The organism is Streptomyces sp. NPDC059832, from assembly GCF_042731715.1.
Taxonomy (GTDB): Bacteria; Actinomycetota; Actinomycetes; order Streptomycetales; family Streptomycetaceae; genus Streptomyces.
Map to the genome: position 1 here is coordinate 1 of NZ_JBHWIY010000020.1, position 26,417 is coordinate 26,417.

General features: G+C 71.9%; 23 protein-coding genes, 2 pseudogenes and 1 riboswitch. Of the genes and pseudogenes, 16 read left to right on the forward strand and 9 right to left on the reverse strand.

The window, feature by feature from the left end; genetic code table 11:
- Window positions 1-127 precede the first annotated feature (127 nt).
- Window positions 128-1,489, forward strand: a complete 1,362-nt coding sequence (gene pcaB / locus ACFV8T_RS28995) for a 3-carboxy-cis,cis-muconate cycloisomerase (protein ID WP_385333145.1) — start codon at window positions 128-130, stop codon at window positions 1,487-1,489.
- 14 nt (window positions 1,490-1,503) lie between these two features.
- On the opposite strand, the gene ACFV8T_RS29000 is transcribed toward pcaB, so the two are convergent.
- Entirely contained in the window at window positions 1,504-2,706 is a 1,203-nt protein-coding gene (locus tag ACFV8T_RS29000) for an amidohydrolase (RefSeq protein ID WP_385333148.1), read from the reverse strand.
- A 56-nt stretch (window positions 2,707-2,762) separates the two neighbouring features.
- Window positions 2,763-3,512 (reverse strand): GntR family transcriptional regulator, encoded by a 750-nt coding sequence (locus ACFV8T_RS29005; protein ID WP_385333150.1) that lies wholly within the window; start codon window positions 3,510-3,512, stop codon window positions 2,763-2,765.
- A gap of 226 nt (window positions 3,513-3,738) precedes the next feature.
- Between ACFV8T_RS29005 and ACFV8T_RS29010 the strand changes: the two genes are divergently transcribed.
- Window positions 3,739-5,256 (forward strand): APC family permease, encoded by a 1,518-nt coding sequence (locus tag ACFV8T_RS29010; protein WP_385333152.1) that lies wholly within the window; start codon window positions 3,739-3,741, stop codon window positions 5,254-5,256.
- Window positions 5,257-5,298: 42 nt separating this feature from the next.
- Here the strand turns inward: ACFV8T_RS29010 and ACFV8T_RS29015 are convergent, their stop codons facing one another.
- Window positions 5,299-5,907: a GNAT family N-acetyltransferase gene (locus tag ACFV8T_RS29015; protein WP_385333155.1), complete on the reverse strand. Its 609-nt coding sequence runs from the start codon at window positions 5,905-5,907 to the stop codon at window positions 5,299-5,301.
- A gap of 7 nt (window positions 5,908-5,914) precedes the next feature.
- Entirely contained in the window at window positions 5,915-6,580 is a 666-nt protein-coding gene (locus ACFV8T_RS29020; RefSeq protein WP_385333450.1) for a helix-turn-helix domain-containing protein, read from the reverse strand.
- A 9-nt stretch (window positions 6,581-6,589) separates the two neighbouring features.
- Between ACFV8T_RS29020 and ACFV8T_RS29025 the strand changes: the two genes are divergently transcribed.
- The 4 genes from ACFV8T_RS29025 (at window position 6,590) to ACFV8T_RS29040 (ending at window position 8,936) form a co-directional block, all read left to right on the forward strand.
- On the forward strand, window positions 6,590-7,063 hold the full coding sequence (locus tag ACFV8T_RS29025) for a solute carrier family 23 protein (RefSeq protein ID WP_385333158.1): 474 nt from the start codon (window positions 6,590-6,592) through the stop codon (window positions 7,061-7,063).
- 54 nt (window positions 7,064-7,117) lie between these two features.
- Window positions 7,118-7,540 (forward strand): hypothetical protein, encoded by a 423-nt coding sequence (locus tag ACFV8T_RS29030; RefSeq protein ID WP_385333160.1) that lies wholly within the window; start codon window positions 7,118-7,120, stop codon window positions 7,538-7,540.
- 86 nt (window positions 7,541-7,626) lie between these two features.
- Window positions 7,627-8,277: a DUF3105 domain-containing protein gene (locus ACFV8T_RS29035; RefSeq protein WP_385333162.1), complete on the forward strand. Its 651-nt coding sequence runs from the start codon at window positions 7,627-7,629 to the stop codon at window positions 8,275-8,277.
- Window positions 8,274-8,936 carry a DUF305 domain-containing protein gene (locus ACFV8T_RS29040; protein WP_385333164.1) on the forward strand — a complete coding sequence of 221 codons (663 nt, stop codon included), beginning with the start codon at window positions 8,274-8,276 and terminating at the stop codon, window positions 8,934-8,936. The genes ACFV8T_RS29035 and ACFV8T_RS29040 overlap by 4 nt, the downstream gene beginning before the upstream one ends.
- A gap of 94 nt (window positions 8,937-9,030) precedes the next feature.
- Here the strand turns inward: ACFV8T_RS29040 and ACFV8T_RS29045 are convergent, their stop codons facing one another.
- Complete coding sequence (locus ACFV8T_RS29045) at window positions 9,031-9,546, reverse strand: hypothetical protein (RefSeq protein WP_385333166.1); 516 nt, start codon at window positions 9,544-9,546, stop codon at window positions 9,031-9,033.
- Between ACFV8T_RS29045 and ACFV8T_RS29050 the strand changes: the two are divergent.
- The 4 genes and pseudogenes from ACFV8T_RS29050 to ACFV8T_RS29065 form a co-directional block, all read left to right on the forward strand.
- Window positions 9,545-9,817: pseudogene (locus tag ACFV8T_RS29050) on the forward strand (ROK family protein); the annotation flags it as partial. The gene ACFV8T_RS29045 and the pseudogene ACFV8T_RS29050 overlap by 2 nt on opposite strands.
- Before the next feature lie 91 nt (window positions 9,818-9,908).
- Entirely contained in the window at window positions 9,909-10,070 is a 162-nt protein-coding gene (locus ACFV8T_RS29055; RefSeq protein ID WP_385333466.1) for a hypothetical protein, read from the forward strand.
- Window positions 10,067-11,161 (forward strand): annotated as a pseudogene (locus ACFV8T_RS29060) (formylglycine-generating enzyme family protein). The gene ACFV8T_RS29055 and the pseudogene ACFV8T_RS29060 overlap by 4 nt, the downstream one beginning before the upstream one ends.
- A gap of 13 nt (window positions 11,162-11,174) precedes the next feature.
- Window positions 11,175-12,428, forward strand: coding sequence for an ROK family protein (locus ACFV8T_RS29065; protein WP_385333168.1), 1,254 nt, complete (start codon window positions 11,175-11,177; stop codon window positions 12,426-12,428).
- 82 nt (window positions 12,429-12,510) lie between these two features.
- Here the strand turns inward: ACFV8T_RS29065 and xylA are convergent, their stop codons facing one another.
- Window positions 12,511-13,680 carry a xylose isomerase gene (gene xylA, locus ACFV8T_RS29070; RefSeq protein WP_385333171.1) on the reverse strand — a complete coding sequence of 390 codons (1,170 nt, stop codon included), beginning with the start codon at window positions 13,678-13,680 and terminating at the stop codon, window positions 12,511-12,513.
- 206 nt (window positions 13,681-13,886) lie between these two features.
- On the opposite strand from xylA, the gene xylB reads away from it, so the two are divergent.
- The 5 genes from xylB (at window position 13,887) to ACFV8T_RS29095 (ending at window position 20,134) form a co-directional block, all read left to right on the forward strand.
- Window positions 13,887-15,368 carry a xylulokinase gene (xylB, locus tag ACFV8T_RS29075; RefSeq protein ID WP_385333173.1) on the forward strand — a complete coding sequence of 494 codons (1,482 nt, stop codon included), beginning with the start codon at window positions 13,887-13,889 and terminating at the stop codon, window positions 15,366-15,368.
- 63 nt (window positions 15,369-15,431) lie between these two features.
- Window positions 15,432-16,709, forward strand: a complete 1,278-nt coding sequence (locus tag ACFV8T_RS29080) for a VWA domain-containing protein (protein WP_385333174.1) — start codon at window positions 15,432-15,434, stop codon at window positions 16,707-16,709.
- A 2-nt stretch (window positions 16,710-16,711) separates the two neighbouring features.
- On the forward strand, window positions 16,712-17,557 hold the full coding sequence (locus tag ACFV8T_RS29085; RefSeq protein WP_385333452.1) for a hypothetical protein: 846 nt from the start codon (window positions 16,712-16,714) through the stop codon (window positions 17,555-17,557).
- A gap of 276 nt (window positions 17,558-17,833) precedes the next feature.
- Window positions 17,834-19,201 (forward strand): cytochrome P450, encoded by a 1,368-nt coding sequence (locus ACFV8T_RS29090; RefSeq protein ID WP_385333177.1) that lies wholly within the window; start codon window positions 17,834-17,836, stop codon window positions 19,199-19,201.
- A 396-nt stretch (window positions 19,202-19,597) separates the two neighbouring features.
- Window positions 19,598-20,134, forward strand: a complete 537-nt coding sequence (locus tag ACFV8T_RS29095; protein WP_385333180.1) for a DUF4232 domain-containing protein — start codon at window positions 19,598-19,600, stop codon at window positions 20,132-20,134.
- Window positions 20,135-20,160: 26 nt separating this feature from the next.
- Here the strand turns inward: ACFV8T_RS29095 and ACFV8T_RS29100 are convergent, their stop codons facing one another.
- From ACFV8T_RS29100 to ACFV8T_RS29110, 3 genes are all read right to left on the reverse strand, one after another.
- Window positions 20,161-20,568, reverse strand: coding sequence for a hypothetical protein (locus tag ACFV8T_RS29100; protein WP_385333182.1), 408 nt, complete (start codon window positions 20,566-20,568; stop codon window positions 20,161-20,163).
- A 48-nt stretch (window positions 20,569-20,616) separates the two neighbouring features.
- Window positions 20,617-20,726: riboswitch (SAM riboswitch) on the reverse strand.
- Window positions 20,727-20,775: 49 nt separating this feature from the next.
- A complete protein-coding gene (locus tag ACFV8T_RS29105) occupies window positions 20,776-22,038 on the reverse strand; it encodes a cytochrome P450 (protein WP_385333184.1) in 1,263 nt (420 codons plus the stop codon).
- On the reverse strand, window positions 22,035-23,348 hold the full coding sequence (locus tag ACFV8T_RS29110) for a cytochrome P450 (protein ID WP_385333187.1): 1,314 nt from the start codon (window positions 23,346-23,348) through the stop codon (window positions 22,035-22,037). Before ACFV8T_RS29110 ends, ACFV8T_RS29105 begins: the two co-directional genes overlap by 4 nt.
- Window positions 23,349-23,717: 369 nt before the next feature.
- On the opposite strand from ACFV8T_RS29110, the gene ACFV8T_RS29115 reads away from it, so the two are divergent.
- Window positions 23,718-26,390, forward strand: a complete 2,673-nt coding sequence (locus ACFV8T_RS29115; protein WP_385333189.1) for a TIM-barrel domain-containing protein — start codon at window positions 23,718-23,720, stop codon at window positions 26,388-26,390.
- Window positions 26,391-26,417 lie beyond the last annotated feature (27 nt).

The following is a 26,417-nucleotide window of genomic DNA, read 5'->3' on the forward strand; positions in this document are numbered from 1 at the left end:
GTGGGGGGTCGCGTGGGGGGGGGGGCGGTGAGGCAAGGGGAGAGGGGAAAGGGGGGGGGCTGGTACGCAGAACAAAACACCCAGCACAAACGGACGAACGACCCCACGGTCCCCTGGAGTTCAGCCTATGTACGAGAGCGACGCCGGACTGCTCGCCCCCGGGTGGGCCGGCTCCCCCGCCGAGACGACCACGGGCGACAGCGCCTTTCTGCAGGCGATGCTCGACGCCGAGGCGGCGCTCACCCGTGCCCAGGCCGGCTGCGGGCTCGCCCCCGCGGAGGCCGGGCGGGCGGTGACCTCGGCGGCGGCCGACGCGGGCCGGTTCGACGTACGGGACCTGGCGCTGCGCGCACGCGCGGACGGCGATCCGGTCGTCCCGCTGACCATGGACCTCCTTGCCGCGGTGGAGCAGGACGTCCGGCCGTATGTGCACCGGGGTGCGACCAGCCAGGACATCCTCGACACCGCCGCCATGCTCGTCGCCGCGCGGACCCTGGCTCCGCTGCTCGACGATCTGGCGCGGACCGCGGAAGCGGTGGCACGGCTCGCCACCGCGCATCGCAACACCCCGATGGCCGGCCGGACGCTCACCCAGCACGCCGTACCGACCACCTTCGGGCTCAAGGCGGCAGGGTGGCGGGCGCTGATCCTGGACGCCCGGGACCGGCTCTCGGCCGTACGGGAGTCGCTGCCCGCACAACTCGGCGGCGCCGCAGGCACGTTGGCCGCCTTCGAGGCGTACGCGCCCACCGAGGACGTCGACGGGATCGATCCGGGGCTGCCCCTGATCCAGGCGTTCGCGAGCGAACTCGGTCTCGCCGAGCCGCTGTTGCCGTGGCACACCCTGCGTACCCCGATCGCCGACCTGGCGGGCGCGCTCGCCTTCACGGCCGGGGCGCTCGGCAAGATGGCGGCCGATGTGCTCAATCTGTCCCGCACCGAGATCGGCGAGGTCACCGAGGGACGGGGCGATGAATCGTCCGCCATGACGCACGGGGCCGATCCGGTGCACGCCACACTGATCGCGGCGGCCGCCCGTCGCGCCCCCGGTCTGGCGGCGACACTGTACGGCTCGCTCGCCGCCGAGGACGAACGGCCCGCCGGGGCCTGGCACGCCGAGTGGGAGCCGCTGCGCGAACTGCTGCGGCTCGTCGGCGGGGCCGCGCACCGCGCCGCCGAGCTCACCGGCACACTGCGCGTCGTTCCGTACGCGATGCGGGAGAACCTCCAGCTCACCGACGGGCTGATCGTCTCGGAGCGGCTGGCCGCCGTGTTCGCCGAACGAATCGGCCGCAAGCGCGCCAGGGAGGTGCTGGTGAGCGCCGCCCACCGGGCCCGTGCGGAGACCACGGACCTGGCCGACGTCCTCGCCGACGTGCTCGACGAGGAACCCGAACTCGCCGGTCTCGACCTGGGCGAACTGACCGACCCCGCCCGGTACACCGGATGCGCGGGCTCCCTCACCGATCGCGCGCTCGACCGCGGCTGACCGCCCCGTGCGCCTCAGACCAGCCGGCCCTCGCGGGCAATGACCCGGCCGGCACGTACGACCAGGGACGGGATCGGGTGGTCCACGACGGCCTCGGGCAGCGAACCGGCGGCCACCAGGACGAAGTCGGCCGGGTCCCCGGTCTCCAGCCGGGAGGCGGGCAGTCCGAGCAAGGAGGCGCCGCCCCGGGCCACCGCCTCGTAGCAGGCGGCGAGTTCGGCATCGGTGCGGGCATCCGTGCGGTAGGCCAGCAGATGGGCCCGGCCGAGCATGTCGCCGTCACCGAACGGCGTCCAGGCATCGCGCACGCCGTCCGAGCCGACGGCGACCCGCACGCCGTGCGGGGTGAGCCGTGCGGGGTCCAGGACCGGGTCGCCGCCCAGAGCGCAGGTGACCAGGGAGACACCGGCGTCGGCCAACCGCGCCGCGACGGCGTCGCGTTCGTCGCCCCCGAGCTCGGCCACGGCGAAGGCGTGGCCGATGGCGACGCGTCCCTGCATCCCGGCGGCGACGGTACGCCGGGCGATCTCGGTGACCTGGCGCAGCCCGACGGGCCCGCCGTCGTGCAGATGGATGTCGACCGGGACACCCTTGCGGGCGGCCAGCCCGAACACGAAGTCCAGCTGGCCCTCCATGTCGTCGTCGATGCCGATCGGATCCAGACCGCCGACGACGTCGGCACCCTCGGACAGGGCCCGCTCCATGAGTTCCGCGGTGCCGGGCTCGCTCAACAGGCCGAGCTGGGGGAAGGCGACGATCTGGACGTCGAGGAGGTCCTTGCGGGCATCGGCCGCCGCCCGCACCCCGTGCACCCCGGCGAGGCCGTGGACGGGGGCGACATCCACATGGGCCCGCATGGCGCGGGTGCCCCGGGCGACGGCCCGGTCCATGAGCGCCCCGACCCGCTCCTCCACCGGGGTCGTGAAGGCGGTCCTGGCCCGTACATCGCCCTCGATCAGGTCACGGAGCGTCCCGGCGGGTTCGCGGCTCAGCCAGGGCCCGCCCCAGGTCGACTTGTCGGGGTGGATGTGCGCGTCGACGGGTGAGGGCAGGGCGAGGGCTCCCGCGGCGTCCACGGTCACGCAGCCGTCGGGCAGCTCCGCCGGGTCGTACGCGGCGATCCGGCCGTCGGAGACCAGCAGGTCACGGGTGCGTCCATCCGAGGAAAGGACGGCGGTGAACAGGACATGGGGGCGGGCGGGGGCGGGCGTCGCCATGGGGCGGGGTCTCCTTCGGTGGTGCGCGACGTCGTGCGCGGGGTGGGGCGTGCTGATCAGGGCCGGAGCCGGGGACCGGGATCCGCCGGTTCGGCGGTGGCGGTGTCAGCGGTGGTGGCCGCGGCGAGCATCTGCATCGCGGTCTCGCGCGTTCCGGCCACATGACGGCGGGCGATCCGTTCCGCCGCCTCCGCGTCGCCGCTCCTGATCGCCTCGTAGAGCAGTTCGTGCTCGCCGCACATCACGGGACCGTCGCCCGGCTCGGAGGTGAGGCTGAAGAGCCGGCGCAGCCGGCCGTCCAGCGGCGCCATCAGGCCCTGGAGCAGCGGATTGCCGGACATGACGACGATCTGCTGATGGAAGTCGGCATGGACCGAGCCCAGTTCGCGGGTCCGGCGGGAGGAGTCCGCGGCGCGGCGGGCACGGTCCAGGAGCCGCTCCAGGGTGCGCAGGCCGTCCCGGTCCGCGCGCCGGGCGGCCAGCGAGGCCGCCAGTGCCTCCAGGTGTTCCCGGATGTCGAAGAAGTCCGCGGCCTCGGCCGGGCCGAGCGGGGCGACGAACGCGCCCTTTCGTGCCTGAGCCGCGATGAATCCCTCGGTCTCCAGTCGCTGGATGGCCTCCCGTACGGGAATGCGGGACACCCCCAGCTCGTCCGCGAGTTCCCGTTCGACAACGCGGTGCCCGGAGGGGTAGCGGCCGTCGATGATCCTCTCGCGCAGTTCCGCATAGACCTGGTCGCGCAGCGACTGATGTGCCGCACCGATCGTGCCGGTGGCGGTGAGGCCGGCGGTTCGGCTGCTGCTCATGGACTCGCTTCCTGCCCGTCGGAGCCGGTCTCCTCCGGCTCCCGTGCCGCGATCATCGCAGATTCCGGAAAGCTTCCACAGACCCTTGCTTGGTATTCGGTATACCAGATAGCTTGAGCGCCGCGCCCAATCGATGGGCCCTGAACTGGTCTTTTCCGCTGACCCATGCCTGGAGCAGGCATCGGCTTCGGCGTCCAGCCGCCCGTTCGCACCTGAGGAACCACCGATGACACAACCCTCGACGGCCGTCCCGCCGCCCGCCTCTCCCTCCCCCTCCTCCCCCGGCCTGCCGGATGCCGCCCCGCCGTCCGGCGGTCCGGCGGGGAGCCTCGCCAAGGGGCAGATCGGCACCTTCGATCTGGTCTTCTTCGTCGTGGCGGCGGCCGCGCCGCTGACCGTGCTGGCCGGTGTCGCGCCGTTCGCCATCGGCATCGGCGGTCCGGGCACCCCGCTCGGCTATCTGGTCTCCGGTGCGCTGCTGGTGCTGTTCGCCGCCGGGTTCACCGCGATGAGCCGCTACGTACGCAATGCCGGAGCCTTCTACGCGTACGTCGCCCGGGGCCTCGGCCGCACGCTCGGCGTCGCCACGGCCTATCTGGCGACGCTCTCGTACAACCTCGTCGCCCCTGGTGTCGCCGCCGGGTTCGGCTACTTCGCCTCGACGACCGTGAGCGATCTGACCGGTGCGGAGCTGCCCTGGTGGCCGCTGTCCACCCTCTGCGTGCTGGGCACCGGCGTCCTGGGCTGGCTGCGGGTCACACTGAGCGCGAAGGTGCTGGGGGTGGCGCTGGTCCTGGAGGTCCTGGTGCTGCTGGTGATGGACATCGGGGTGCTGGCGGACCGGGGTACCGACGCCCTGGACATCACGTCCTTCGACCCGTCCGTGCTGGCCTCCTCCGGCGGTATGGCGGGGATGTTCGTCCTGGTCATCGGCGCGTTCACGGGCTTCGAGGCAACCGCGATCTACGCCGAGGAGGCACGCGACCCGGACCGGACGGTGCCCCGCGCCACCTTTGTCGCGATCGGATTCCTGGCGCTGTTCTACGCCGTCGGGGTGTGGATCCTGATGGGGAGCTTCGGCACGGACGAGTCGGTCGCGATGGCCCGGTCGTCGGACGGCCCGCAGCTGACGTTCCACGCGGCCGACCGGTTCGTCGGCCCGTGGCTCGCCGACTCCATGCATGTGCTGATCGTGGTCAGCGCGTTCGCCGCCACCCTCGCCTTCCACAATGCCGCGGCCCGCTACCTCTACGCCCTGGGCCGCGAGGGTCTGCTGCCGCGCCGTCTGGGCCGGGTCTCGCCCCGGCAGGGCTCACCGGTGACGGCGGTCGTGGTGCAGACCGCCTTCGGTCTGGTGATCGTGGGGGGCGGTGCGCTGATCGGCGCCGATCCGTATTCCGAGATCTTCCTGTGGACCAACAGCACCGGCGTGCTCGGCATCATGATCATGCAGGCCCTGGCCGCGCTCGCCGTCTGCTTCTTCTTCCGCCGTGACCGGTGCGGCATGTCGGTCTGGCGGGTCGCGGTCGCACCGCTGGTCGCCTTCGTGGGTCTCGCCGTCCTGTCGGTGCTCGCGACACTCCACTTCGATCTGCTCACCGGGCGCACAGGGGCGGTCAATGTGGCGCTGCTGGTGCCGCTGCCGGTGGTGCTCGTGGCCGGGGTCGTGGTGGCGCTGCGCATCCGTCGCTCCGACCCCGGGCGGTATGCGCGGCTCACCGAGGTGGACGTCGAACGGGACTGAGCGGCGGCGCCTGCCGGACGGCCGACGGCGCCACCGTGGCGGTCAGCCGTTCGCGTCGTCCCCGCGGAGCCTGGCGTGGAGATGCATGTCGTGCCAGCCGTCGGCGTGCAGATGGGAGTGGCGCCGGGTGCCCTCCAGGGCGAAGCCCGTCTTGGCCGCCACTCGGCAGGACGCCTCGTTCAGTACGGAGTGCGCGAGTTCGAGCCGCTCGAATCCGATCTCGTCGAAGGCCCAGTGTGCGAGCCCCGAGACGGCCCGGGGCGCCACGCCCCGTCCGCGGGCGGCCGGCAGCACCCAGTAGGCGCATTCCGCCAGCCCGATCTCCGGCACCAGGGAGCGGAGCGAGACCCGGCCGAGCACTTCCCCGATCCCGTCGCCGGCCCCCTCGGGGCGTACGACGGCCCAATGGGCCGCGGTCTCGCTGTACCAGGCGTCCCGCCACTGCTCGATCCAGTCGCGCGCCTCGTCCTCGGTGTCGGCCCGGCGCAGATGCCAGTGCTGGATCGCCGGATCGGAGAAGGCGGCGACGACGGTCGGCGCGTCCTCCTGCCGCCACGGCCGCAGCAGCAGGTCGTCGGCGACGGCGAGAGCCGGTTGGGCGGAGTCCGCGAGGCAACCCGGAGGAAGGTGGGGCGGCACCAAGTACGGCATGGGCGCATCATCGCACGGGGGCGGAATCCCCCGGGGCCGCATTTCGCACCGGTCGCACGCGCCGTCCGGTCGGCCGACCGGTCCGTCGGCCCACCTGCTCGTCGGTCGCCCGGACGTGGTCGGCGATGCCGACCACGAGGACCCTGGTGTCCGGCTCGATGGGCCGCCACCGGTGGACGAGGCCGCCCGCGCAGTAGAGCGTGTCGCCCTTTTCGAGACGGTAGAAGTTGCCGTCCGCCTCGACCTCCGCGGAGCCGTCGGCCACGTACAGGATCTCGTCGTTGCGGTGCCGGAACTCCCGACCCCAGTCGTGCGCACCGGTGAACTCCTGGGCGTGCAGCCGTTGATGGCCCCGGGCCAGCGGGCGCATCCGGCCCTCGCCCTCGCCCTCCGCCCCGGTCTCCCGTACGGCTGCGGAGGTACGGCGCACCACGTCGACGGGCCGGGGCACCTCGGCCGTGGACAGCAGCTGGACCGCGCTCGTGTCGAGCGCTTCGGCGATCCGCCGGAGGGAACCCATGCTCGGCCGGGAGCGGCCGTTCTCGATCCGGCTGAGGAAGGGGACGGAGAGTCCGGCCTGCCGCGCCACCTCCGCAAGCGTCATCTCCAGGGCGCGGCGCCGTCGGCGAATACCCGGGCCGACCAGCGAGGTGTCCGCCCCGGCATCGCCCAGCCCACCCGGGTGCGCAGCCGGTTCGTCACGGCGGGCGCGGGGGTGCTGCTGATCGTGTGCGGTCTGATCGCGCCGCTCACCCGGCTGCTCGCCGCCATTCCGGAACCGGTGGTCGGTGCCGCGGGGCTGATCATCTACGCGGTGATCGCGACGCTGGGGTTCGGCATGCTCAGCCGGGAGAACCTCGGCCACGGCACCAACGGCATCGTGGTCGCGCTCGCGCTCCGCGTCGGCCTGCTGCCGGTGTTCGCGCCGGAGATGTACGCGGGCCTGCCGGTGTGGGCCCGCACCGTCTTCGGCAGCGGCGTCGCGGCCGGGGCGCTGGCCGCGGTGGTCCTCGCCGCCGTGTTCGGCGGCTCGGCCCGAAGGAGGAGAGGGTGGAGACGGAGCAGGCCGGAGCCGGGTCCGCCCCGTAGCCACCTACTGCTCGCACGCCCGGGTGCCCCCTTGCACGGAGGGCCGTGCAAGGGGGCACCTGCATGACATCCACCCCCTCCACCCCTCATTGAAACTTCACACACCGCGTACGATGACGGGATGAACGGGCTGAGCGAACGGACGCGCCGACGGACGCAGGGCGCCTGCGCGCCGGCCGTGCTCGGCTGGCTGTTCGTGCTGCTCGCCATGGTCTCGTGCTGTTCGATCACGGCCCCGGCCGCGCACGGCTCCGGCACCCACCCGGCGGTCGCTGTCCGGACCATGACACCCACGCACCAGGCGCTCGCGCGGATCGTGGTGGCCGACGCCCCCGAGGACCGGGGCATGGGCAGTTCCTGCCACGGCACCTCCGAGCACGCGACCCCGGTCGTGCTGCCGGCACAGAGCGCACCCGCGGCCCTTCCCGGTACGACCACCACCGCTCCGGTCGCCCCGCTCACCGGCGCGGCCGCGATCCGCGGCCCGTCCAACGACGCCGTGCGGGAAGTCGACCATCTCCGGCTGCAGGTTCAACGGATCTAGAGGCACGCCCCGTTCCCCGGGACACCCGAGGAACGGACTCCGCATGCCCTCAGCTCCATCAGTCTTGTTGAACCGAAGGACTCTCCATGGCATCCGCCAAGCAGCAGAACACCTCTGCCTCCGCACGTCGCGCCAAGCTGGAGGAGGCCCGCCGCAAGGAGCGGGCCCGTGAGCGGCGCAGCCGCATCATCACCATCACCGCGTCCGTCGCCGTGGTCGCCGCGCTCGTCGCGGGCGGCGGCTATCTGATGTCCGCCGCCGACGACAAGGAAAAGGCCGAGGTCGAGGCCAAGTCCTCGCCGGTGAAGGGCGAGCGGACCTGGGACAAGCTCACCCAGAACCACGTCGACAAGAAGGTCGACTACCCGATGAACCCGCCGGTCGGCGGCGATCACAACCCGATCTGGATGAACTGCAACACCGATGTCTACACCAAGGCGATACCGAAGGAGAACGCCGTCCACTCCCTGGAGCACGGCGCGGTCTGGGTCACGTACACGAGCAAGGCGAAGCCGGCCGACCTGGAGAAGCTCCGTGAACGGGTCGAGTCGACGCCCTACTCGCTGATGAGCCCGGTCGAGGACCAGGCCGCCCCGCTCATGCTCAGCGCCTGGGGCAAGCAGGTGACGGTGACCGGCGCCGCCGACCCGCGCGTCGGGCAGTTCTTCACCAAGTACGTGCAGGGCCCGCAGACCCCGGAGCCGGGTGCGGCCTGCACGGGCGGGGTCGCCCAGTGACCTCCGCGGTCCGCTCCTCGCGTCCGATGATGCTGGCCGGCGGTGCGGTGCTACTGCTGGCGCTGGGCCTGGTCGTGCTCATGCTCGTACGGCCGTCCTCGTCCGCGGGCTCCGCGTCCACCAAGGGTTCCGCCGCCGCCTCGGCGGCGCCCTCGGATACCTCGGTGGATGTCGGGTTCGCCCGCGACATGTCGATCCACCATCAGCAGGCGGTCGAGATGTCATTCATCGTCCGGGACCGCACGTCCGACGAGGCGGTGCGCCGGCTCGCGTACGACATCATCAACACGCAGGCCAATCAGCGCGGCATGATGCTCGGCTGGCTGGAGATGTGGGGTCGGGCGAAGTCGTCCAGTGCCCCTCCGATGGAGTGGATGGGCCACACCTTCACCCCCAGGGGCGACGGTTCGCTGATGCCCGGCCTGGCCACCGACACCGAGCTCGACGCACTGCGGGCGGCAAAGGGCAAGGACGCCGAGGTGCTGTTCCTGAAGCTGATGACCTCGCACCACCGGGCCGGCGCGGAGATGGCTCAGGCCGCGGCCGACTCCGCGGACACGGACGCGATCAGGAACCTGGCGGCGGGCATGGTGCGGGGCCAGCAGTCGGAGATCGCGCTCATGGCGGACATGCTGAAGGAGCGCGGCGCGACGGGCTGAGCGCCGGACCTGCCGGCACCCCGCGCAGGCCGGTGCGCACGCGGGGCCGGCCCGTTCGAGGCGGATTCCTCCGCCTCGAACGGGCCGGCCCCGGTCAGGACACGGTGACCTCCACCTCCGCGGGGACCAGAGCGGTCCCGTCCGGCAGCCGGAAGTCCAGCGTGATCCGCTGCGCACCGGTCGCCGCCCGGCCGGTGGCGCGCACCGTCACCCTGGCGGCCGCGCCCCGGGTGCCGCGCACCTTCAGCGTGCCGCCGGCCGGTTCCAGCACCACGCCGTCGGGCGCGGTCGCCGTCCAGTGGACGGTGTGACCGGTGAAGTCGACGTCCTGTGCCTCGACATCGAGCGCCGCGGTGTCACCGTCCCGTACCAGCGCGAGGAATCCCGGGTCGCCGAATCCGGCGGCGGGGCTCGCGTAACTGTCGACGACGTCCTGACGGATCCTGGCGTCGCCGTACGGCGACTGGCCCGCCGGACCGTTCCAGCGCCACCGGGCCTGCATGTTGGGCAGGCAGATGCCGTTGAACCGGTTGCGGTGCACGAGCGCCCGGTACTCCCGACGGGCCGCGTCCAGTTCGGCGCTGTTCGCCGGTGCCAGACCGATGCGCATGTCGGCCGGCGAGATCGGCCACACCACTTGCGATCCGGAAGGAAAGCCCTGCCACTGCGGTGGCCGCGGCTGCCTGGAGGGCCTCATCAGCGTCCCCGCCCTGCTCGCGGCCTGCGCCGACCGGGGCATGGTGGTCGGGGACGCCGAGGAGATGGTCGCGCTCGCCTCGGCGGGCGAGCCGGAGGTCGCCGATGTGTTCCGCGGCGCGGCCGTCACCGCCGGGCGGGTCCTCGCGGCCCTTGCGGCGCATGTCGACCCCGAGTGCATCGTGATCTGTGGCGAACCGGCCTCCCTGGACGAACTCGTCCTCGCCCCGATCCGGGAACAGCGGCCCGCCGCTTTCCGCGGCCCGCACGGTCGAGGTGCGCGGTTCCGCACTCGGCGGCGATGCGGCCGCGCTCGGTGGGGTGGCCCTGCTGCTGTGTACCACCGGCCAAGAGCTGGCCGGGCTGCTCGACGACAGATCTGTCCCCGGCGACGCCACCGAGGACGGCCCGCCCCTCATCACCGGAGTGTCGGGATGAGCGCGTGCTGCGGACCGGCCCGAGCGGACGCGGCGGTTCCGGCCGCTGCCCCGACGGACTCCTCGCTCGCCGCCCCGCCGCCGGACGGCGCGAGCTGCCCTCCTCCGGCGGAAGTCCCGCCCTGCCCTCCGCCGGCGGATTCCGCCGTCCCCGTACGCCGGTCGGCCGATGCCCTTCGAGGCATGGTGGCCATCGCGGGTGGCCCGTTCCTGATGGGCGGCGAGGACGAGGACGGGTTCGCGGCGGACGGTGAGGGGCCCGTACGGGAGGTCGTCGTCAGCCCGTTCCACATCGACGCGGCATGTGTGACCAATGCCCGGTTCGCCATGTTCGTGAAGGCCACCGGCTACCGAACCGAGGCCGAACTCATCGGCTGGTCCTATGTGTTCGGCACCTTCGTACCCCCGCAGGCCCGGCACGCGGTGCTGCCCGGCACCGTCCCCGGCGCCCCCTGGTGGCGGGCGGTGAGCGGTGCGTACCGGCAGGCGCCCGAGGGGCCGGGGACTTCGATCGGTGACCGCCGGAATCACCCCGTGGTCCACATGTCGTGGCACGACGCGACGGCCTACGCGCGATGGGCCGGCAAGCGGCTGCCCACCGAGGCCGAGTGAGAGAAGGCGGCCCGTGGCGGACTGCTCCGGGCCCGCTTCCCGTGGGGCGACGAACTCACGCCCCGCGGCAGGCACCGCTGCAACATCTGGCAGGGCGACTTCCCCGTGCGCAACACCGGCGAGGACGGCTTCCCCGCCACGGCCCCCGTCAACTCCTACCCGCCCAACGGCTTCGGCCTGTACAACACCTCGGGCAATGTGTGGGAGTGGTGCGCCGACCGGTTCAGCGCCGACTGGCACGTCGCCGACCGCACGCCGACCCGCGTCGATCCCGTCGGACCGCCGGCCGGCGAGAACCGGGTGCTGCGCGGCGGTTCCTACCTCTGCCACAGCTCCTACTGCACCCGCTACCGGGGCGCGGCCCGCACCTCCAACACCCCGGACTGCACGACGGGCCATGGCGGATTCCGCTGCGCGCTCCGAGCGGGCCGGGGACACCGGGAAGGGATCGCACCGGGAGCCGCACAAGGGATCGCATAGGCTCGGCTCCGACATGAAGAGCAACGTCACACCGCTGGGGCCCAAGGCCGACAAGGACACCGTGCGCCGGAGCAACCTCAGCCTGGTGCTGCGGGCCGTCCGCGACGAGGCAGAGGGCGGGGCGACCAGGGCCACGGTCGCCGCTCGGGTGGGACTGACCCGGGCCGCGGTGTCCTCGCTCGTCGAGCAGTTGCTCGGCACCGGATTCCTCACCGAGTCCGGCAAGACCTTCAGCGGACAGGCGGGCCGCCCCGGGACCGCGCTCAAGGTGGCCCGCACCGGGCCCGCCGGGCTCGGCGTGGAGATCAACATCGACTACGTGTCGGTGTGCGTCGTCGACCTGGCGGGCACCGGACGGGTGCGGCTCACCGAGCACCTCGACAACCGCGGCGCACCGCCCGCAAAGGTCCTGGCGCGGGCGGCCGGAATCGCCGCGCGCACCCTGGAATCGGCGCACGAGCAGGAGCTGTTCCCGGTCGGGGTGACACTCGCGCTGCCCGGCCTGGTTTCCGGCGGTGCGGTGCGCCAGGCGCCCAACCTGGGCTGGAACCGGGTTCCGGCCGATGAGCTCTTCGCCGCCGCGCTCGCCGCCGAGCGTCCCGGCGGGGCGGCGCTGCCGGTGCGTGCGGAGAACGAGGCCAATCTGGCGGCGCTGGCCGAGCTGTGGTTCGGCGGGCTCGACGCGGTCCGCAGCTTCCTGTACCTCACGGGCGAGATCGGTGTCGGCGGGGCCCTGGTCATCGACGGTGAACTGCTGCGCGGGGCACATGGCTTCGCCGGCGAGATCGGGCACGTGGTGGTGGACGCCGAGGGGCCGGAGTGCCGGTGCGGCTCGCGCGGTTGTCTGGAGCGGTACGCGGGACAGGCGGCGCTCCTGCGGGCCGCCGGGATCGAGGAGTCGGGCGGCGGAGCCGGCGTGGCCGAGCTGGAACGGCGCGCCCGTGCGGGGGACGAACGGGCGGTGGCCGCCGTCGCGGAGGCGGGCCGGATGCTGGGACGGGTGCTGTCCGGGGCGGTGAATCTGCTCGACCCGGACGCCGTGGTGCTCGGCGGGATCTACCGGAACCTGATGCCGTGGCTCTCGCCGTCCGCCGACGAGGAGCTGACCGGCCGTGTGGTGTCGGGGCTCTGGTCCCCGGGGAGCGGGCGGCTGCGCGCCTCGTCCGTCGCGGGTGACGCGGCACGGGGCGCCGCGGCGCTGGTGTTGACCCGGGTGCTGGCCGACCCGGTGGCGTACGCGGGCCGGCCGACCGGTTCGGCCGGGTGAACGGGTACGGGGCGGCCGGACATCCGGCCGCCCCGTCGCACACCCCTGTGGCGCCGCGGCCCCGCGGGCCCGTGCCCCGGGCTCAGCGGACCCCGAGCAGGTGGTCCATCGCCAGCTGGTCCAGGGCTTCGAACGCCATCCCCCGTTCCGCCGCCGCGTCCACGTCGAACTCCTCGAACGCCGACCGGTCGGCCAGCAGCCCCGCCGCTCCGTCCTCGGCGGTGGGGCGGGCCAGCTCGTCGAGCCGGGACGCGCGCAGCGCCTCCCGCACGGCGGGGTCGGCGCGGAACGCGGCGGCGCGCTCCTTGAGGATCAGATAGTTGCGCATGCAGCCCGCGGCCGACGCCCAGACACCGTCGTGATCCTCGGTTCGCGGCGGCTTGAAGTCGAAGTGCCGCGGGCCCGCGTAACCGGCCGTCTCCAACAGGTCGACGAGCCAGAACGCCTGGCGCAGATCGCCCGCGCCGAAGCGCAGGTCCTGGTCGTACTTGATGCCCGACTGACCGTTCAGATCGATGTGGAAGAGCTTGCCCGCCCACAGCGCCTGCGCGATGCCGTGCGGGAAGTTCAGCCCGGCCATCTGCTCGTGCCCGGTCTCCGGGTTGACGCCGACCAGTTCCGGCCGTTCCAGGCGCTCGATGAAGGCGAGGGCGTGGCCGATGGTCGGCAGCAGGATGTCGCCGCGCGGCTCGTTCGGCTTGGGCTCGATGGCGAACCTCAGGTCGTAGCCCTGCTCGGTGACGTAGTCGCCCAGCAGGTCGAAGGCCTCCTTCATGCGGTCGAGGGCGAGCCGGATGTCCTTGGCGGCGCCGGACTCGGAGCCCTCGCGGCCACCCCAGGCGACGTAGGTGGTGGCGCCCAGCTCGACGGCGAGGTCGATGTTGCGGAGGGTCTTGCGCAGCGCGTAGCGGCGTACGTCACGGTCGTTGGCGGTGAACGCGCCGTCCTTGAACACCGGGTGGGTGAACAGGTTCGTCGTCGCCATGGGGACGACCAGCCCGGCCGCGTCCAGCGCCTGCCGGAACCGCTTCACGATCCCTTCGCGCTCGGTGTCCGTCGAGCCGAACGGAATCAGGTCGTCGTCGTGGAAGGTCACACCGTACGCGCCCAGCTCCGCGAGCCGCCGCACGGAGTCGGCCGGGTCGATCGGCGCGCGGGTCGCGTCGCCGAACGGGTCGCGCCCCTGCCAGCCCACCGTCCAGAGTCCGAAGGTGAACCGGTCGTCGGGGGTGGGCGTGAAGCGTTCCGTCATCGTCTGGCCGCCTTCGGTGCCGTCGGGCCCAGGACCGATCGAGGCACCCGGGCCTTATTTGTTCAGTGACATGACTAATGATGCACGGACCGCGTCCGACACGTAACCCCTCACCACAGGCCACTGTCGGGGTGGCACCCGTTGACGTAATTTGTTCTGCGCACGATCAAATCCCGCACCGCACGCAGCACAGGAATGAGGGCGCCATGCAGCCGCGTACCGTCGTCATCGGCGTGGACAGTTCCACCCAGTCCACCAAGGCGGCCTTCGTCGACGCCGTGAGCGGCCGGCTGCTCGCCGTCGGCCGCGCACCGCATGTCGTCAGCGGTACGGCGGGGGCCCGCGAGAGCGACCCGGAGGTGTGGTGGCAGGCGCTGCGCGCCGCCGTCACCGCCGGGCTGAAGGAGTCCGGAGCCGCCGCCTCGGCCGTGACCGGCATCGCCATCGCCGGGCAGCAGCACGGACTGGTCGCCCTCGACCGGTCGGGCCGCCCGCTGCGCCCCGCGATGCTGTGGAACGACACCCGCTCCGCGCCGCAGGCCGCCGCGCTCACCGAGGCGCTCGGCGGCCCGGACGCCTGGACCGCGCGGACCGGATCGGTGCCGGTGGCCGCCGTCACCGCGTCGAAATGGCGCTGGCTGCGGGAGAACGAGCCCGAGACCGCCAGCTCGACCGCGGCCGTGCGCCTCCCCCACGACTTCCTGACCGAACGGCTCGCGGGCACCGCCGCCACCGACCCCGGCGACGCTTCGGGCACCGGCTGGTACTCCACCGCGACCGGCGCCTACGACCCCGCGCTCCTCGAACTCCTCGGCCTGGACGCCGCGTTGCTGCCCGAGGTGGCCGATACCGGCGCGACCCGTGTCGGCTCGCTGACCGACGAAGCGGCCGACGCGCTCGGCCTGCCCGCCACGATCGCCGTGGCCGCGGGCACCGGGGACAACATGAGCGCCGCCGTCGGCCTCGGACTGGGGGGCGCCGGACTCCTCGACCACCCCGTCCTCAGCCTCGGCACCTCGGGCACGGTCTTCGCCGCCTCCCGGACCCGGCCCGCGTCACCGGCGCTCTCCGGTTTCGCCGCGGCGGACGGTACGTATCTCCCGCTGGCGTGCACCCTCAACTGCACGCTCGCCGTGGACAAGGTCGCCGCACTGCTCGGCCTGGACCGCGACGACACGTCCCCCGGCGGCGAGACGGTGCTCCTCCCCTACCTCGACGGCGAACGCACCCCCGATCTGCCCACCGCCTCCGGACTCCTCACCGGTCTCCGGCACGACACCACGCCCCGGCAACTCCTCGGCGCCGCCTACGAGGGCGCCGTCGTCACCGTACTGCGCGCCCTCGACGAACTGCTGCGGGCCTGCGGCCTCGACCCGGCCGCCCCCGAGGTGGCTGCCCGGCCGCTGCGCCTGATCGGCGGCGGTGCCCAGGGGCGAACCTGGGTGGAGACGGTACGACGGCTCTCCGGCCGCCCCGTGATCGTGCCCGGCAGCGGCGAGCCGGTGGCTCTGGGCGCCGCCGCACTGGCCGCGGCTGCGGCCACCGGCGCCGACCCGGTCGCCATCTCCGCGGACTGGGGCACCGGCGAGGGCGCCCAACTACCGCCCGTCCAGCGGGACTCGGCCACCTGGGAACGGGTCGGTTCGGTGCTGGAGCGAGCCTCCGGCCCACTGCTCGGCGGTCTCTGACGGTTCCACGGCCATCCCCGGACCGGTTTGGGGAAGCGAAGCGATCTTCACTACTATCCGGCGATGATCATAAGAAAAAGGCTGACGGTCGGGGTGGGCATCCTGCTCGCCACCCTGACCGCCGGGCTCGGTTCGGCGCTCCCCGCCGCCGCCGACGAAGCCCCCGCCAAAGCCTCCCCCAAGGTCGAGCTGGTGCTCGACGTCAGCGGCTCCATGCGGACCCGTGACATCGACGGCCAGTCCCGGATGACAGCCGCCAAGCAGGCGTTCAACGAGGTCCTGGACGCGGTGCCCGAGCAGGTGGAGCTCGGCATCCGGACGCTCGGCGCCGACTACCCGGGCAACGACCGCAAGGTCGGCTGCAAGGACACCAAGCAGCTCTACCCGGTCGGCCCGCTGGACCGCACCGAGGCGAAGACCGCGGTCGCCACCCTGGCCCCCACCGGCTGGACCCCGATCGGCCCGGCCCTGCTGGGCGCCGCCGACGACCTCAAGGGCGGCGACTCCACCCGCCGGATCGTACTGATCAGTGACGGCGAGGACACCTGCGGCCCGCTCGACCCGTGCGAGGTGGCACGTGACATCGCGGCCCGCGGCATCCACCTCGTCATCGACACCCTGGGCCTGGTGCCCAACGCGAAGATCCGTGAACAGCTGACCTGCATCGCCGAGGCCACCGGCGGCACCTACACCGCGGTCCAGCACACCGATGAACTCTCCGGCCGCGTCAAGCAGTTGGTCGACCGGGCCGCCGAGCCCGTCGTCACCCCCGTGGCGACCGAGGGCGCGGACAGCTGCTCCGCCGCACCGCAGCTCAAGGCCGGCCTGTACACCGACCGCGAGAAGTTCGGCGAGCACCGCTGGTACCGCGTCGATGTGCTGCCCGGTCAGGAACTGCGCGCCTCGGTCAGCGTCTTCGCCGACCGTGCCGTGAACAACGACTACGGCGTGCTGCTGCGGGCGCTGACCGTGCACGGCCGGGAGATCGTGCGGGGCTCGGAGTCGGGCACCGGCCGTACGGACGCGATCTCCTCCGGCCTGCGCTACCCGAAGGCCGAGGTGGACGGCTCGGACAGCGACGACAAGCCGGCCGCCGAGACCGTATGCCTCCAGGTCGCCAACTCCTTCTCGGCCCCCGCCTCGGTGAAGACCTCGCCCGGCATGCCGGTCGAGCTGACCGTGGACCTGGTGGACAGCCCGGACGACGCCGCCGATGCGGCCGCGTTCGGTCTCGGCCGCGGCTGGTGGCTGCTGGGCGTGCTGGTCCTCACCGGACTGGTCGCGGGACTGCTCTTCGGCTGGATCTCGCGCTGGCGCGTCGCCGTCTGGAGGACCAACTGATGATGCGCACGACACGTGTACTCGCCGGCGCGCTGCTCGCCGGGCTCGCCCTGCTGACGTCGGCGGGCGCCGCGGCGGCCGACGACCCGTCGGCGAGCCCGAGCCCGAGCGCCTCCGGGGACGGGTCCGGCCCCACCGAGGCCGGCACCACCTTCCGTACGGCGACGGCCGTGCAGCAGAACCAGCGCGCCACCGCCGGGGCGTCCACGGGTGACTACCTGTACTGGGTGTTCCCCGCCGACGCGGGCCAGCGGGCCACCGTCAAGGCGAAGATCACCCTGCCGGAGAGCGCCACCCGGCACGGCGCGTCGACCTGGCAGGTCGATGTGTACGACGGGCTGCGGCGCCGGCAGGCCTGCATGTACGGCCGCCAGACCGGCAAGGCCGGGTCCGACGCGTCGACGGTCGAGCTGACCTGTGTGCTGCGGACCGTCCGCGCCTGGTCCGAGCCGTGGGCCGACGACCCGCTGTCGGGCAGCTACTACGTACGCCTCACGGTCGTCGATCTGCCGTCGGCGGACCTCGGTCTCCCGGTGCAGACCGAGGTCGAGATCACGGCGGCCGACCGGGGCGGTGCCGGCGATGTGGACGGCACGCTCGCCAAGCCGTTGGTCCCCGGTGTGTCCTCCGTCGAGCAGGCCTCGGACGGCTCGACGGACGCGGGCGACGACGCGACGCCGAAGGTGTCGCTCGGCAGTGAGCCCGAGGACGGCTGGGCCTCGGGCTGGTGGACCGACCGCTGGCTGTGGACGGTCGGCGGCGGGGTGCTGGGGTCGCTCGCAGCGCTCTTCGGCTACTCCCTCACCCGCGGCGGCGGCCGCCCGTCCCGGGTCCCGCCGGGCGTCTGACCACGCACCTCGCGGGACGGGCTCCGACCAGGGGCCCGGCACACCGCAGGACCGCACCTCCGGACGGGCCCGCGTCCCGGGCCCGTCCGGAGGCGGCGGACAGTGCCTTCTCCGCCACCCTGCCGCCCGCCCCGGCTCCCGGGACGGCAACGCGCGACTACCCTCGACAACTCACGTACCGCAGAAGGCCGATGACATGTTCCACGGCGGGCGGTACCGCTGAAGTCAGGTCGCCGCGCACCGAATCGGGTGCGCCACAAGGGAGCGGAGACTTTCATGTCCACGGAGACCGGCCAGGCCGTCGATGCCGAGCCGCGGAGCCACAGGATCGTGCCGGGACCGAAGGGGCTGCCGTTCCTCGGGAGCCTGCCGCAGTTCGGGAAGAACCCTCTCGCCTTCTTCGAGCGGCTGCGCTCCCACGGGGACATGGTGGGCTGGCGATTCGGCCCCAACTCCTGTGTGTACATCGCCGATCCGGACTGCATAGGCGAGCTGCTCACCGAGACGGAACGCTCCTTCGACCAGCCGGCCCTGGGTATCGCCTTCCGGACCGTGATGGGCAACGGCGTGGTCGTCGCCCGCGGCACGGACTGGCGACGGAAGCGGTCACTGGTGCAGCCCTCCGTGCGGCCCAAGCAGGTGCGGTCGTACGCGGCGACGATGGCGAGCAGCACGGTGGAGCTGGCGGACACCTGGTCGGGCGGTGAACGCATCGACGTCAAAAGGGAGATGGCGGCGCTGACGCAGCGGATCGCCGTGCGCACCATCTTCGGCGTCGACACGGCGGCCGACGCGGAGGCGATGGGCCGGGCGATGGATGTGGCGCAGCAGGAGATCGGCAAGGAGTTCGCCGGTATCGGCGCGCTGTTGCCGGACTGGGTGCCGACTCCCGGCCGGGCCAGGATCAAGAAGGCCGCGGCGGTCATCGACGCCGAGGTGGGCCGGGTCGTCGCCCGTCATCGCGACGGCGGGGACGAGCGCCCCGATCTGCTGAGCCGGCTGTTGACCGCGGTCGACGAGACGGGCGCGCACCTCACCGACCAGGAGATACGCGACGAGACGGTCACGCTGTACATCGGCGGGCACGAGACGACCAGTTCCACGCTGGTGTGGGCCTGGTATCTGCTGTCCCGCCATCCGCGGGTGCGTGCCGCGCTCACCGAGGAGCTGGACCGGGTGCTCGGTGACCGGGAGCCGGAGTTCGACGACTACGCGCGGCTGACGTACACCCAGTCCGTGGTCAAGGAGACCCTGCGCCTCTACCCGACGATCTGGCTGGTCACCGGTGTCGCGAAGGAGGGTGCGCGGATCGGCGGCGTGCCGATGCCGGTGGGCACCCGGGTGTGGACCAGCCAGTGGGTGACACAACGCGACGCGCGGTGGTTTCCCGAGCCGGAGGAGTTCCGCCCCGAGCGCTGGGATCCGGAGACGGGCGACGACATCGCGGAGTACGCCTGGTTCCCGTTCGGTGGCGGCCCCCGGGTCTGCCTGGGCACCCGGTTCGCGATGGTGGAGGCGGTGCTGATCCTGGCCGTGCTGGCGCGCCGTTTCGAGCTGGACGTGGACCCGGGCGTCATCGGTCCGGTGCCGTCGCTGACGCTGCAGCCGGACCGGGAAGTGATGGCGACGATCCGGACACGCTGAGGCACACGGGGCGGGGTGGCGCGCGGTGGGGGCGCCGGTCAGGCACCATGACCCGGACGGGTGGCCGGGCCCATGAGCACGGCGCGTGGATCCGGAGCGTGGCGCTCCTGGCGGCGCTCGTCACGGGAGCACCGCTGTCACCGCCTTGGCCCTGCGGACCCCCGCTCGCGCGAGGTGGGACGGCGCGACAGGAACCGGGTGACCCTCCCGGGTCCGGACGCGCAACCCGTCCCGGCACCGGACACACGGCCCGTCCCGACACCAGATATGCCGAACCGGCATGTCCGATCTGTCGCGAAGATCGGGTCGGGCGGTTCACACTGTCCATGTCGGCCCCACCGGCCGACGGGCCGTCCGGCCGTTTCCGCAGGCTGTCGATCCAACGGGAGAAACACCATGCGCCTCCGCTCCGCTCTCGCCTCCGCGCTCTCCGTCACGGCCGCCCTGGCGCTGACCGGCACCGCGGCGTCGGCAACGACCGGCACCGCGTCCGCCGACACCGCGAGCCGCCTCGGAACCTGCCAGGAGAAGGACCTCGAAGTGCACGCCGCACCCGGCGGACAGCGGAACGTCGCCCGTATCAGCGTCACCAACAACGGCCACCGGGCCTGCGTGGTGGACCGGATTCCCACGATCACCTTCAGGGGCCTCGACGGCTCCGCCGAGGCCGTCCCGCCCGCCGGGAGCGGACCCTACGCACTGGCCGGCGGCGAGCGGGCGTACGCCGCCGTGCGCACCGCGGACCCGGCGGCCACCGAAGGCCACGTCGTCGGCAGCCTGTCCGTGGCGGCGGACCCCTCCCATCTGGGCGTCGCCTTCCGCGCGGCCACCGTGGGCATGCCCGAGGGAGTCCACGTGTGGGTGCCGGTGACCACCCTGTGGCAGGAATCGCGCGCCGCGGCGGACAGCGCGCTGGCGGACGCGCTGGGCTGACGAGGGGCCCTGCGGACCGGGCGGATCTACAGGCCGCAGGACGTGCCGCCGACGGTCCGCCGCGGGTCGGGGGCCGTCGTCGCGCACAGCGGGCCGCCGTCGAAACCGGCGTTGACCAGGGCGGTGGCACGGCCGGCGGAGTCCACCAGCTTCAGGGCATGCCATCGCGGCAGCCAGAACACCCGTCCGCGGTGCTCCGTGAGCAGTTCCGTGAGGGCTGCCGGAGAGTGCGTCCACACCTTCGGCAAGTCCTCGGCGTGATCGAAGGCGGGGCGCAGCCCGACCCAGCCGTCGGCGCCGACGTCACCGGAGGTGAGCAGGAGTTCCACGGCCTGGCCGGGCTCCTGGTGGCACTTCTTGGCATGGATCCAGTGGACATGGTGGCCGGGGCCGTGGCTGGCGCAGCCGTCGTTCCGGATGAGGTGGGGGAGCATGGTTCTCCGCCTTCCCGAGATCATGGACCCCAGGTGCTCTGCCCCGATGGTCCGCTGTTCCCCGTACGCCGCGCACGGGGCCGGTCGTCACCCGGAGCACCCGCAGCGGAGCGGGGTGCCGTCCAGTTAGCCGGGGCTGTGCACTGGAACTCATGACCTGCGAGAACTGTATCCCACGGGCGACGGTGCCCGACGGGTGGTCAGTTCTCAGCCGTGCAGCAGGACCGGGAAGGCCTCCATGTCGTTCTGCGTCATCACCGGCAGCTTGCGCACCTGTTCGTCCGCAACGGCCGCCCGCAGTCCGGGGAAGCGCGCGAACAGTGCGGGCAGGGCGATCCCGGCCTCGACCCGGGAGAGCGCCGCCCCGGGACAGATGTGGGGGCCGTGACCGAAGGTCATGTGGCGGATCGGAGTCGGCCGGGTGATGTCGAAGTCGTCGGCGTCCGCCCCGTGGTGCTCGATGTCGCGGCCGATGGCGCGGTATGAGATCACCACTCCTTCGCCCTTCGCTATCACGTCGTCGCCGATCCGGATGTCCTCCGTGGCGAACCGCATCAGCAGATGGGTGGTGGGGGTGTCCCAGCGCAGGGTCTCCTCGATCACCGTCTCCCAGGGGATCTCGCCGTCGAGCACCCTGCGCAGTTGGTCGGGGTGGGTGAGCAGGGCGCGTACGGCGTTCAGGATCAGCCCGATGGTGGTCTCGTGACCGGCTGCCACCATCGCCTTGAGATTGCCCACCACCTCTTCCTCGGTGAGCGGTTCGCCGCCCTCCTCGGCGAGGATGAGCGCGCTGGTGAGGTCGTCGGCCGGACGCGCGGTCCTCTCCCGTACGAGATTGGCGTAGAAGACGTCCAACTCGGCCAGCAGCGCCAGGCGTTCCTCCTGCGGGGTGAGCATGGAGAAGAACGCCTTGTACCGCCGCATCAGCATGGGGTGCTCTGCCTCGTCCACGCCCATCAGCATGCCGACGACCCGCATCGGCAGCGGCTGGGCGAACACGGACTTGAGGTCGACCACACCGTTCTCGCTCCTCTCGCCCTGCTCGGCGAGGGCATCGAGCAGTTCCTCGGTGAACTTCTCGATGTCCGGGCGTATCTCCTCCAGCCTGCGCGGCGTGAGTGCCTGGGAGGTCTTGGTGCGCAGTCGCCGGTGCTCGGCACCGTCCACCGTGAACATGGAACGTCCGGCGTCGATCATGCCGATCAGCGGCCACTCGTGCGTGACCTCGCCGCGCTGCCAGAGCCCCCAGGCGTCGAGGTCCTTCACCAGGCGTGGATCGACGAGCAGTTGACGGGCCAGGGCATGCCGGGTGACGGTCAGGGCCGGGACACCGAGGAGCTCGATCCTGGCAAGCGGACCGGCGTCACGCAGTCGTGTCGTCTCACCGTCCAGGTCCTGGACCAGCGGGTCGATGACGACGGGCCCGCCGCTCGAAGCGGCCTCCCGGGCGGCGGCGTGCGGGCAGTTCAAGACAAGTCTCCTGTCGGGCGTACGGGGGCGAACCGGACGGGCAACGCGGTCATCCCCCGCAGGAAGGCGGACTGGCGCCGGACCAACTCCGGTGCGGGCACGGAAAGTTCCAGATCGGGAAGCCGGTCGAGCAGCACCTCGATCCCGGTGCGGGCGATGATTTCGGCGATCTCCTGCGCGGGGAAGGGGCAGCGGTATTCGCCGTGGCTGAACGCCAGGTGCGCGCTGTTGCCGCGCTGGCCCGACGGCCCTCCCGAGGCGGAGAGATGCTGCCGGATGTGCGGATCGGCGTTGGCGGCGCCCAGGCCCAGCAGCACCATGTCCCCGGCACGGATGCTCCGGCCTCCCAGCCGGGTGTCGCGGGCCGCCCAGCGACCGGCGAGGATCTGCGTCGGGCCCTCCTCCCAGAGCACCTCGTTCATGGCTTCGGCGACACTGTGCCGGCCGCCGGAGAGCGCGACGGCGAACTGGTCGTCGGTGAGCATCAGCCGGAGCGAGTTGCCGATCCAGTCGGCCGTGGTGAGGTGCCCGGCGGCCGTGATGGCCATCAGGTCGAGTACGTACTCCTCGTCGGTGAACTCACCGGCGTACGCCAGCATGCGCGAGGTCACGTCGTTCCCGGGCGCGGCCCGCCGTGCCGCCAGCAGCCGCTGCATGTGTTCGCCGAACCGCAGATGGGCCTCCTGCGCGCCCGGTCCGCCGTCGGCCAGATCCCTGAGTACCTCGGCGATCCGCGGCCCGTCCGCATCGGGGAATCCGACCAGACGGGCGAGGACGAGCACCGGCAGCGGCACGGCGAAATCGGCGATCAGGTCCGCCGTACCGCGGTCGCAGAACCCGTCGACCAGCCGGTCGGCCAACTCCTCACAGGCCATGCGGAGTTCGAAGTGCTCGACCTCCTCCAGGGCGTGCCCGACCATCGCGGCGTGACGCCGGTGCTCGGCCCCGGCGGTGAAGTAGATGGAGGGCATCGGGCGGCCGACCATCGGTAGCAGCGGCCAGTCCTCGGGGATGTTCCCCCACTGGTTCCACAGCCCGACGTCCCTGGGGAACAACTCGCCGTCCGTGGTGACCTGGTGGAGTTCGCGGTAGCCGATGACCAGCCAGGCCGGAACCCCGCCGGGCAGTTCGACGGGTACGACAGGTCCGTGTTCGCTCCGCATGGCGCGGTAGACGACGTGGGGTTCGGTGTGGAACCCGGGCCCGCTGAGCGGCACGGCGGACGCACCGCCACCTGCCGGGCAGCCTCCGGCGGCGGGCGGCGGGGACATGGGCTGGCGCTCGGGCACCGCGGATGCGGGCGTCGTCATCGTACGGAATCTCCTGCGACGAAGGCTTCGCTCGTTGCGGTGGTCGGCTGATCAACGCGGCTTCACTATAAGGAAATTCAGTGAGCCTTTCGGCACTATTCACAACCAATCTCGCCACTTTTCCGATCTGAAGAGCCCGTTTTCTGAGCATGACTGATCAAAAGGACGGGGATGCGCCATACTCCGGCCGCGAACGCCCGCCATGGCGCGGCCATGCGACGCATCGGCACGGGCAGGCGTGGAGCAGTCACCGGAGCGTTGACATGCACCGGTCGCACGGTGAATTCTGATGCGCGAATCTCCAGCGTTCCAAGCATGTCTGCGCAGGCATCACCTATTTCACTGTTCGGTACGAACGGAGAACACTCCTTGCGGATCCTTCAGAACCGTCCCAGCCGGATGGCGGTCGGCACACTGTCGGTGATCGTCCTCGCACTCACCGCCCTCACCGCCCCCGCGCCCCAGGCGCACGCCGCGGCCACGCCCTCGGGCACCCTGGACAGCACCACGAAGAACGTGACATGGCAGAGCCCGGTCTACGCCAAGGGGACCGTCGACTCTCCCGCCAAGTGCGGCACGGCCGCCGAGGACCCCGACAACGCGGTCTGCGCCCGGTTCGACCTGACCGTCCGCCCGCCCGCGGGTCAGTGGGACGACAACCCCGAGGGCGGCGTCCCCGTCTCCGTCCAATGGGAGACGCCCACGGACGACTTCGACATGTACATCTACGACTCGGCCAATAAGCAGGTGGCTTCCAGCGCGGGCACCGCCGACCCCGAGTCCACGGTCATCCCGAAGGCCTCCGGGACCTACCACGTGGTCGTCGTCCCCTACGACGTGCACAACAACTCCTTCAGCGGGAAGGCCTACCTTCCCGAGGCCACCGATGCCGGGGACCTCACCGGTTTCAGCGGCTCGCGCGGCAGGTACGAGATCGAGGCCGGTGCGCTCAAGGCCCGCGCCGAGTTCTTCACCGACGACACCCTGCGGCTGCAGGCATCCCCGGACGGCGTACTCGCCGACCCGAAGGACAGCCACATGATCCGGCGGCAGCCCACCGCCCAGCCGCACACCAAGTCCTTCGACGCGGGCACCTATTACGGCATCCGTTCCAAGGGCGTGGTGATGCGCGTCTACAAGAAGCCGCTGCGCTTCGGCCTCTACAAGGCCGACAACCGCACGGTCGTCTGGCAGGAGGCCGATCCGCTGCGCTGGACCGGCGGCGGCATGCGGCAGAGCCTGAAGCGCGGCACCGACGAACAGTTCTTCGGCGGGGGTGAGCAGAACGGCAGCTTCTCGCACCGCGACCAGGTGATGAATGTCGGCAACAACACCAACTGGAACGAGGGCGGTTACAACAACTCCCAGCCGTTCTACATCTCCACGGCGGGTTACGGCGTCTTCCGCAACACCATGACGCCCGGCATCTACGACTTCGACTCGCCGGTACGGACCGGTCAGCAGGAACGACGCCTGGACGCGTACTACTTCACCGGTGACACCAAGTCGGTCATCGGCAAGTACACCTCGCTGGTGGGCAAGCCGTTCATGCCACCGGTGTACGGGCTGGAGCCCGGCTCCGCCGACTGCTACCTCCACAACGCCAACCGGGGCGAGCGCCACACCCTCGACGCGCTGAAGGTCTCCGACAGCTACGTCGACAACGGGATGCCGCTCGGCTGGATGCTCGTCAACGACGGCTACGGCTGCGGATACGAGAACCTTCCCCAGACGGGTACGGGTCTCGACAAGAACCATGCCCAGCTCGGCCTCTGGACACAGGACGGCCTGCCCCACGAGGCCGAGGAGGCCAAGGCCGGTGTACGCGTGCGCAAGCTGGACGTCGCCTGGGTCGGCGGCGGCTACGGCTTCGCGCTGGACGCCTGCGACCAGGCCAAGGCCGGCATCGAGAACAACAGCGACGCCCGCGGCTTCGTCTGGCTGCCCGTCTCCTGGGCCGGTGCGCAGCGCTGCGGTGTGCTGTGGAGCGGTGACCAGAGCCTGTCCTGGGACTTCATCCGCTGGCAGATCCCGACGTATGCCGGCGCGACGATGTCCGGCATCGCGTACAACACGGGTGACGTCGGCAGCATCTACCGTCACGACCCCAAGATGTACACCCGTGACCTGCAGTGGAAGGCGTTCCTCCCGGCCATCATGACCATGGACGGCTGGGCCAGTGACATCACCACCAAGCAGCCGCACGACCAGCAGCCGTGGCTGGACGGCGAGCCGTACACCTCCATCAACCGCAAGTACCTGCAGCTGAAGGAGCGGCTGCTGCCGTACATGTACACCCTGTCGAAGGAGGCCACGAGGACCGGCGTCGGCGCGGTCCGGCCGCTCTCGCTGGAGTACCCCGACGACCCGGCGACACTCGGCCCGGACGCCAAGTACGAGTTCCTGGCCGGACCCGACTTCCTGGTCGCGCCCGTGTACAGCGACACGGACGTCCGCAACGGCATCTATCTGCCGAAGGGCACCTGGACCGACTACTGGACGGGCAGGACCTACCAGGGCCCGACCACGGTCAACGGGTACAAGGCGCCGCTCGACACCCTGCCGCTCTTCGTCAAGGGCGGGTCGATCGTGCCGATGTGGCCCAAGGGCACCCTGTCCTGGGAGTCCCGGGACAGGACCCGGCTCGGCTACGACATCCACCCGCAGGGCACCACGGACTACACGCTCTACGAGGACGACGGCGTGACGAGGAAGTTCGCGGAGGGAGCCTCGGCCACCCAGCACGTAAAGGTCCAGGCACCCGCCCACGGCAAGAAGGGCGGCACCACCGTCACGATCGGTGCGAGCGTGGGACGTTACGAGGGCAAGGTGTCCGCCCGCTCGTACGACCTCACCGTGCACGGCGGGAGCGCCCCGTCGCAGGTCGTCATGGACCACAGCCGTCTGCACCGGCTGAACTCGGCGGCGGAGCTCGCCGCGGCCGGCTCCGGCTGGTTCACCGACCCGGCGACCGGGGTCACGGAGATCAAGACGCCGTCCGTCTCCACCGGGCGCGGCTTCACCGTCGAGCTGCGGAAGTAGGCAGCGGGCGCAGCCCACGCGTGCGCA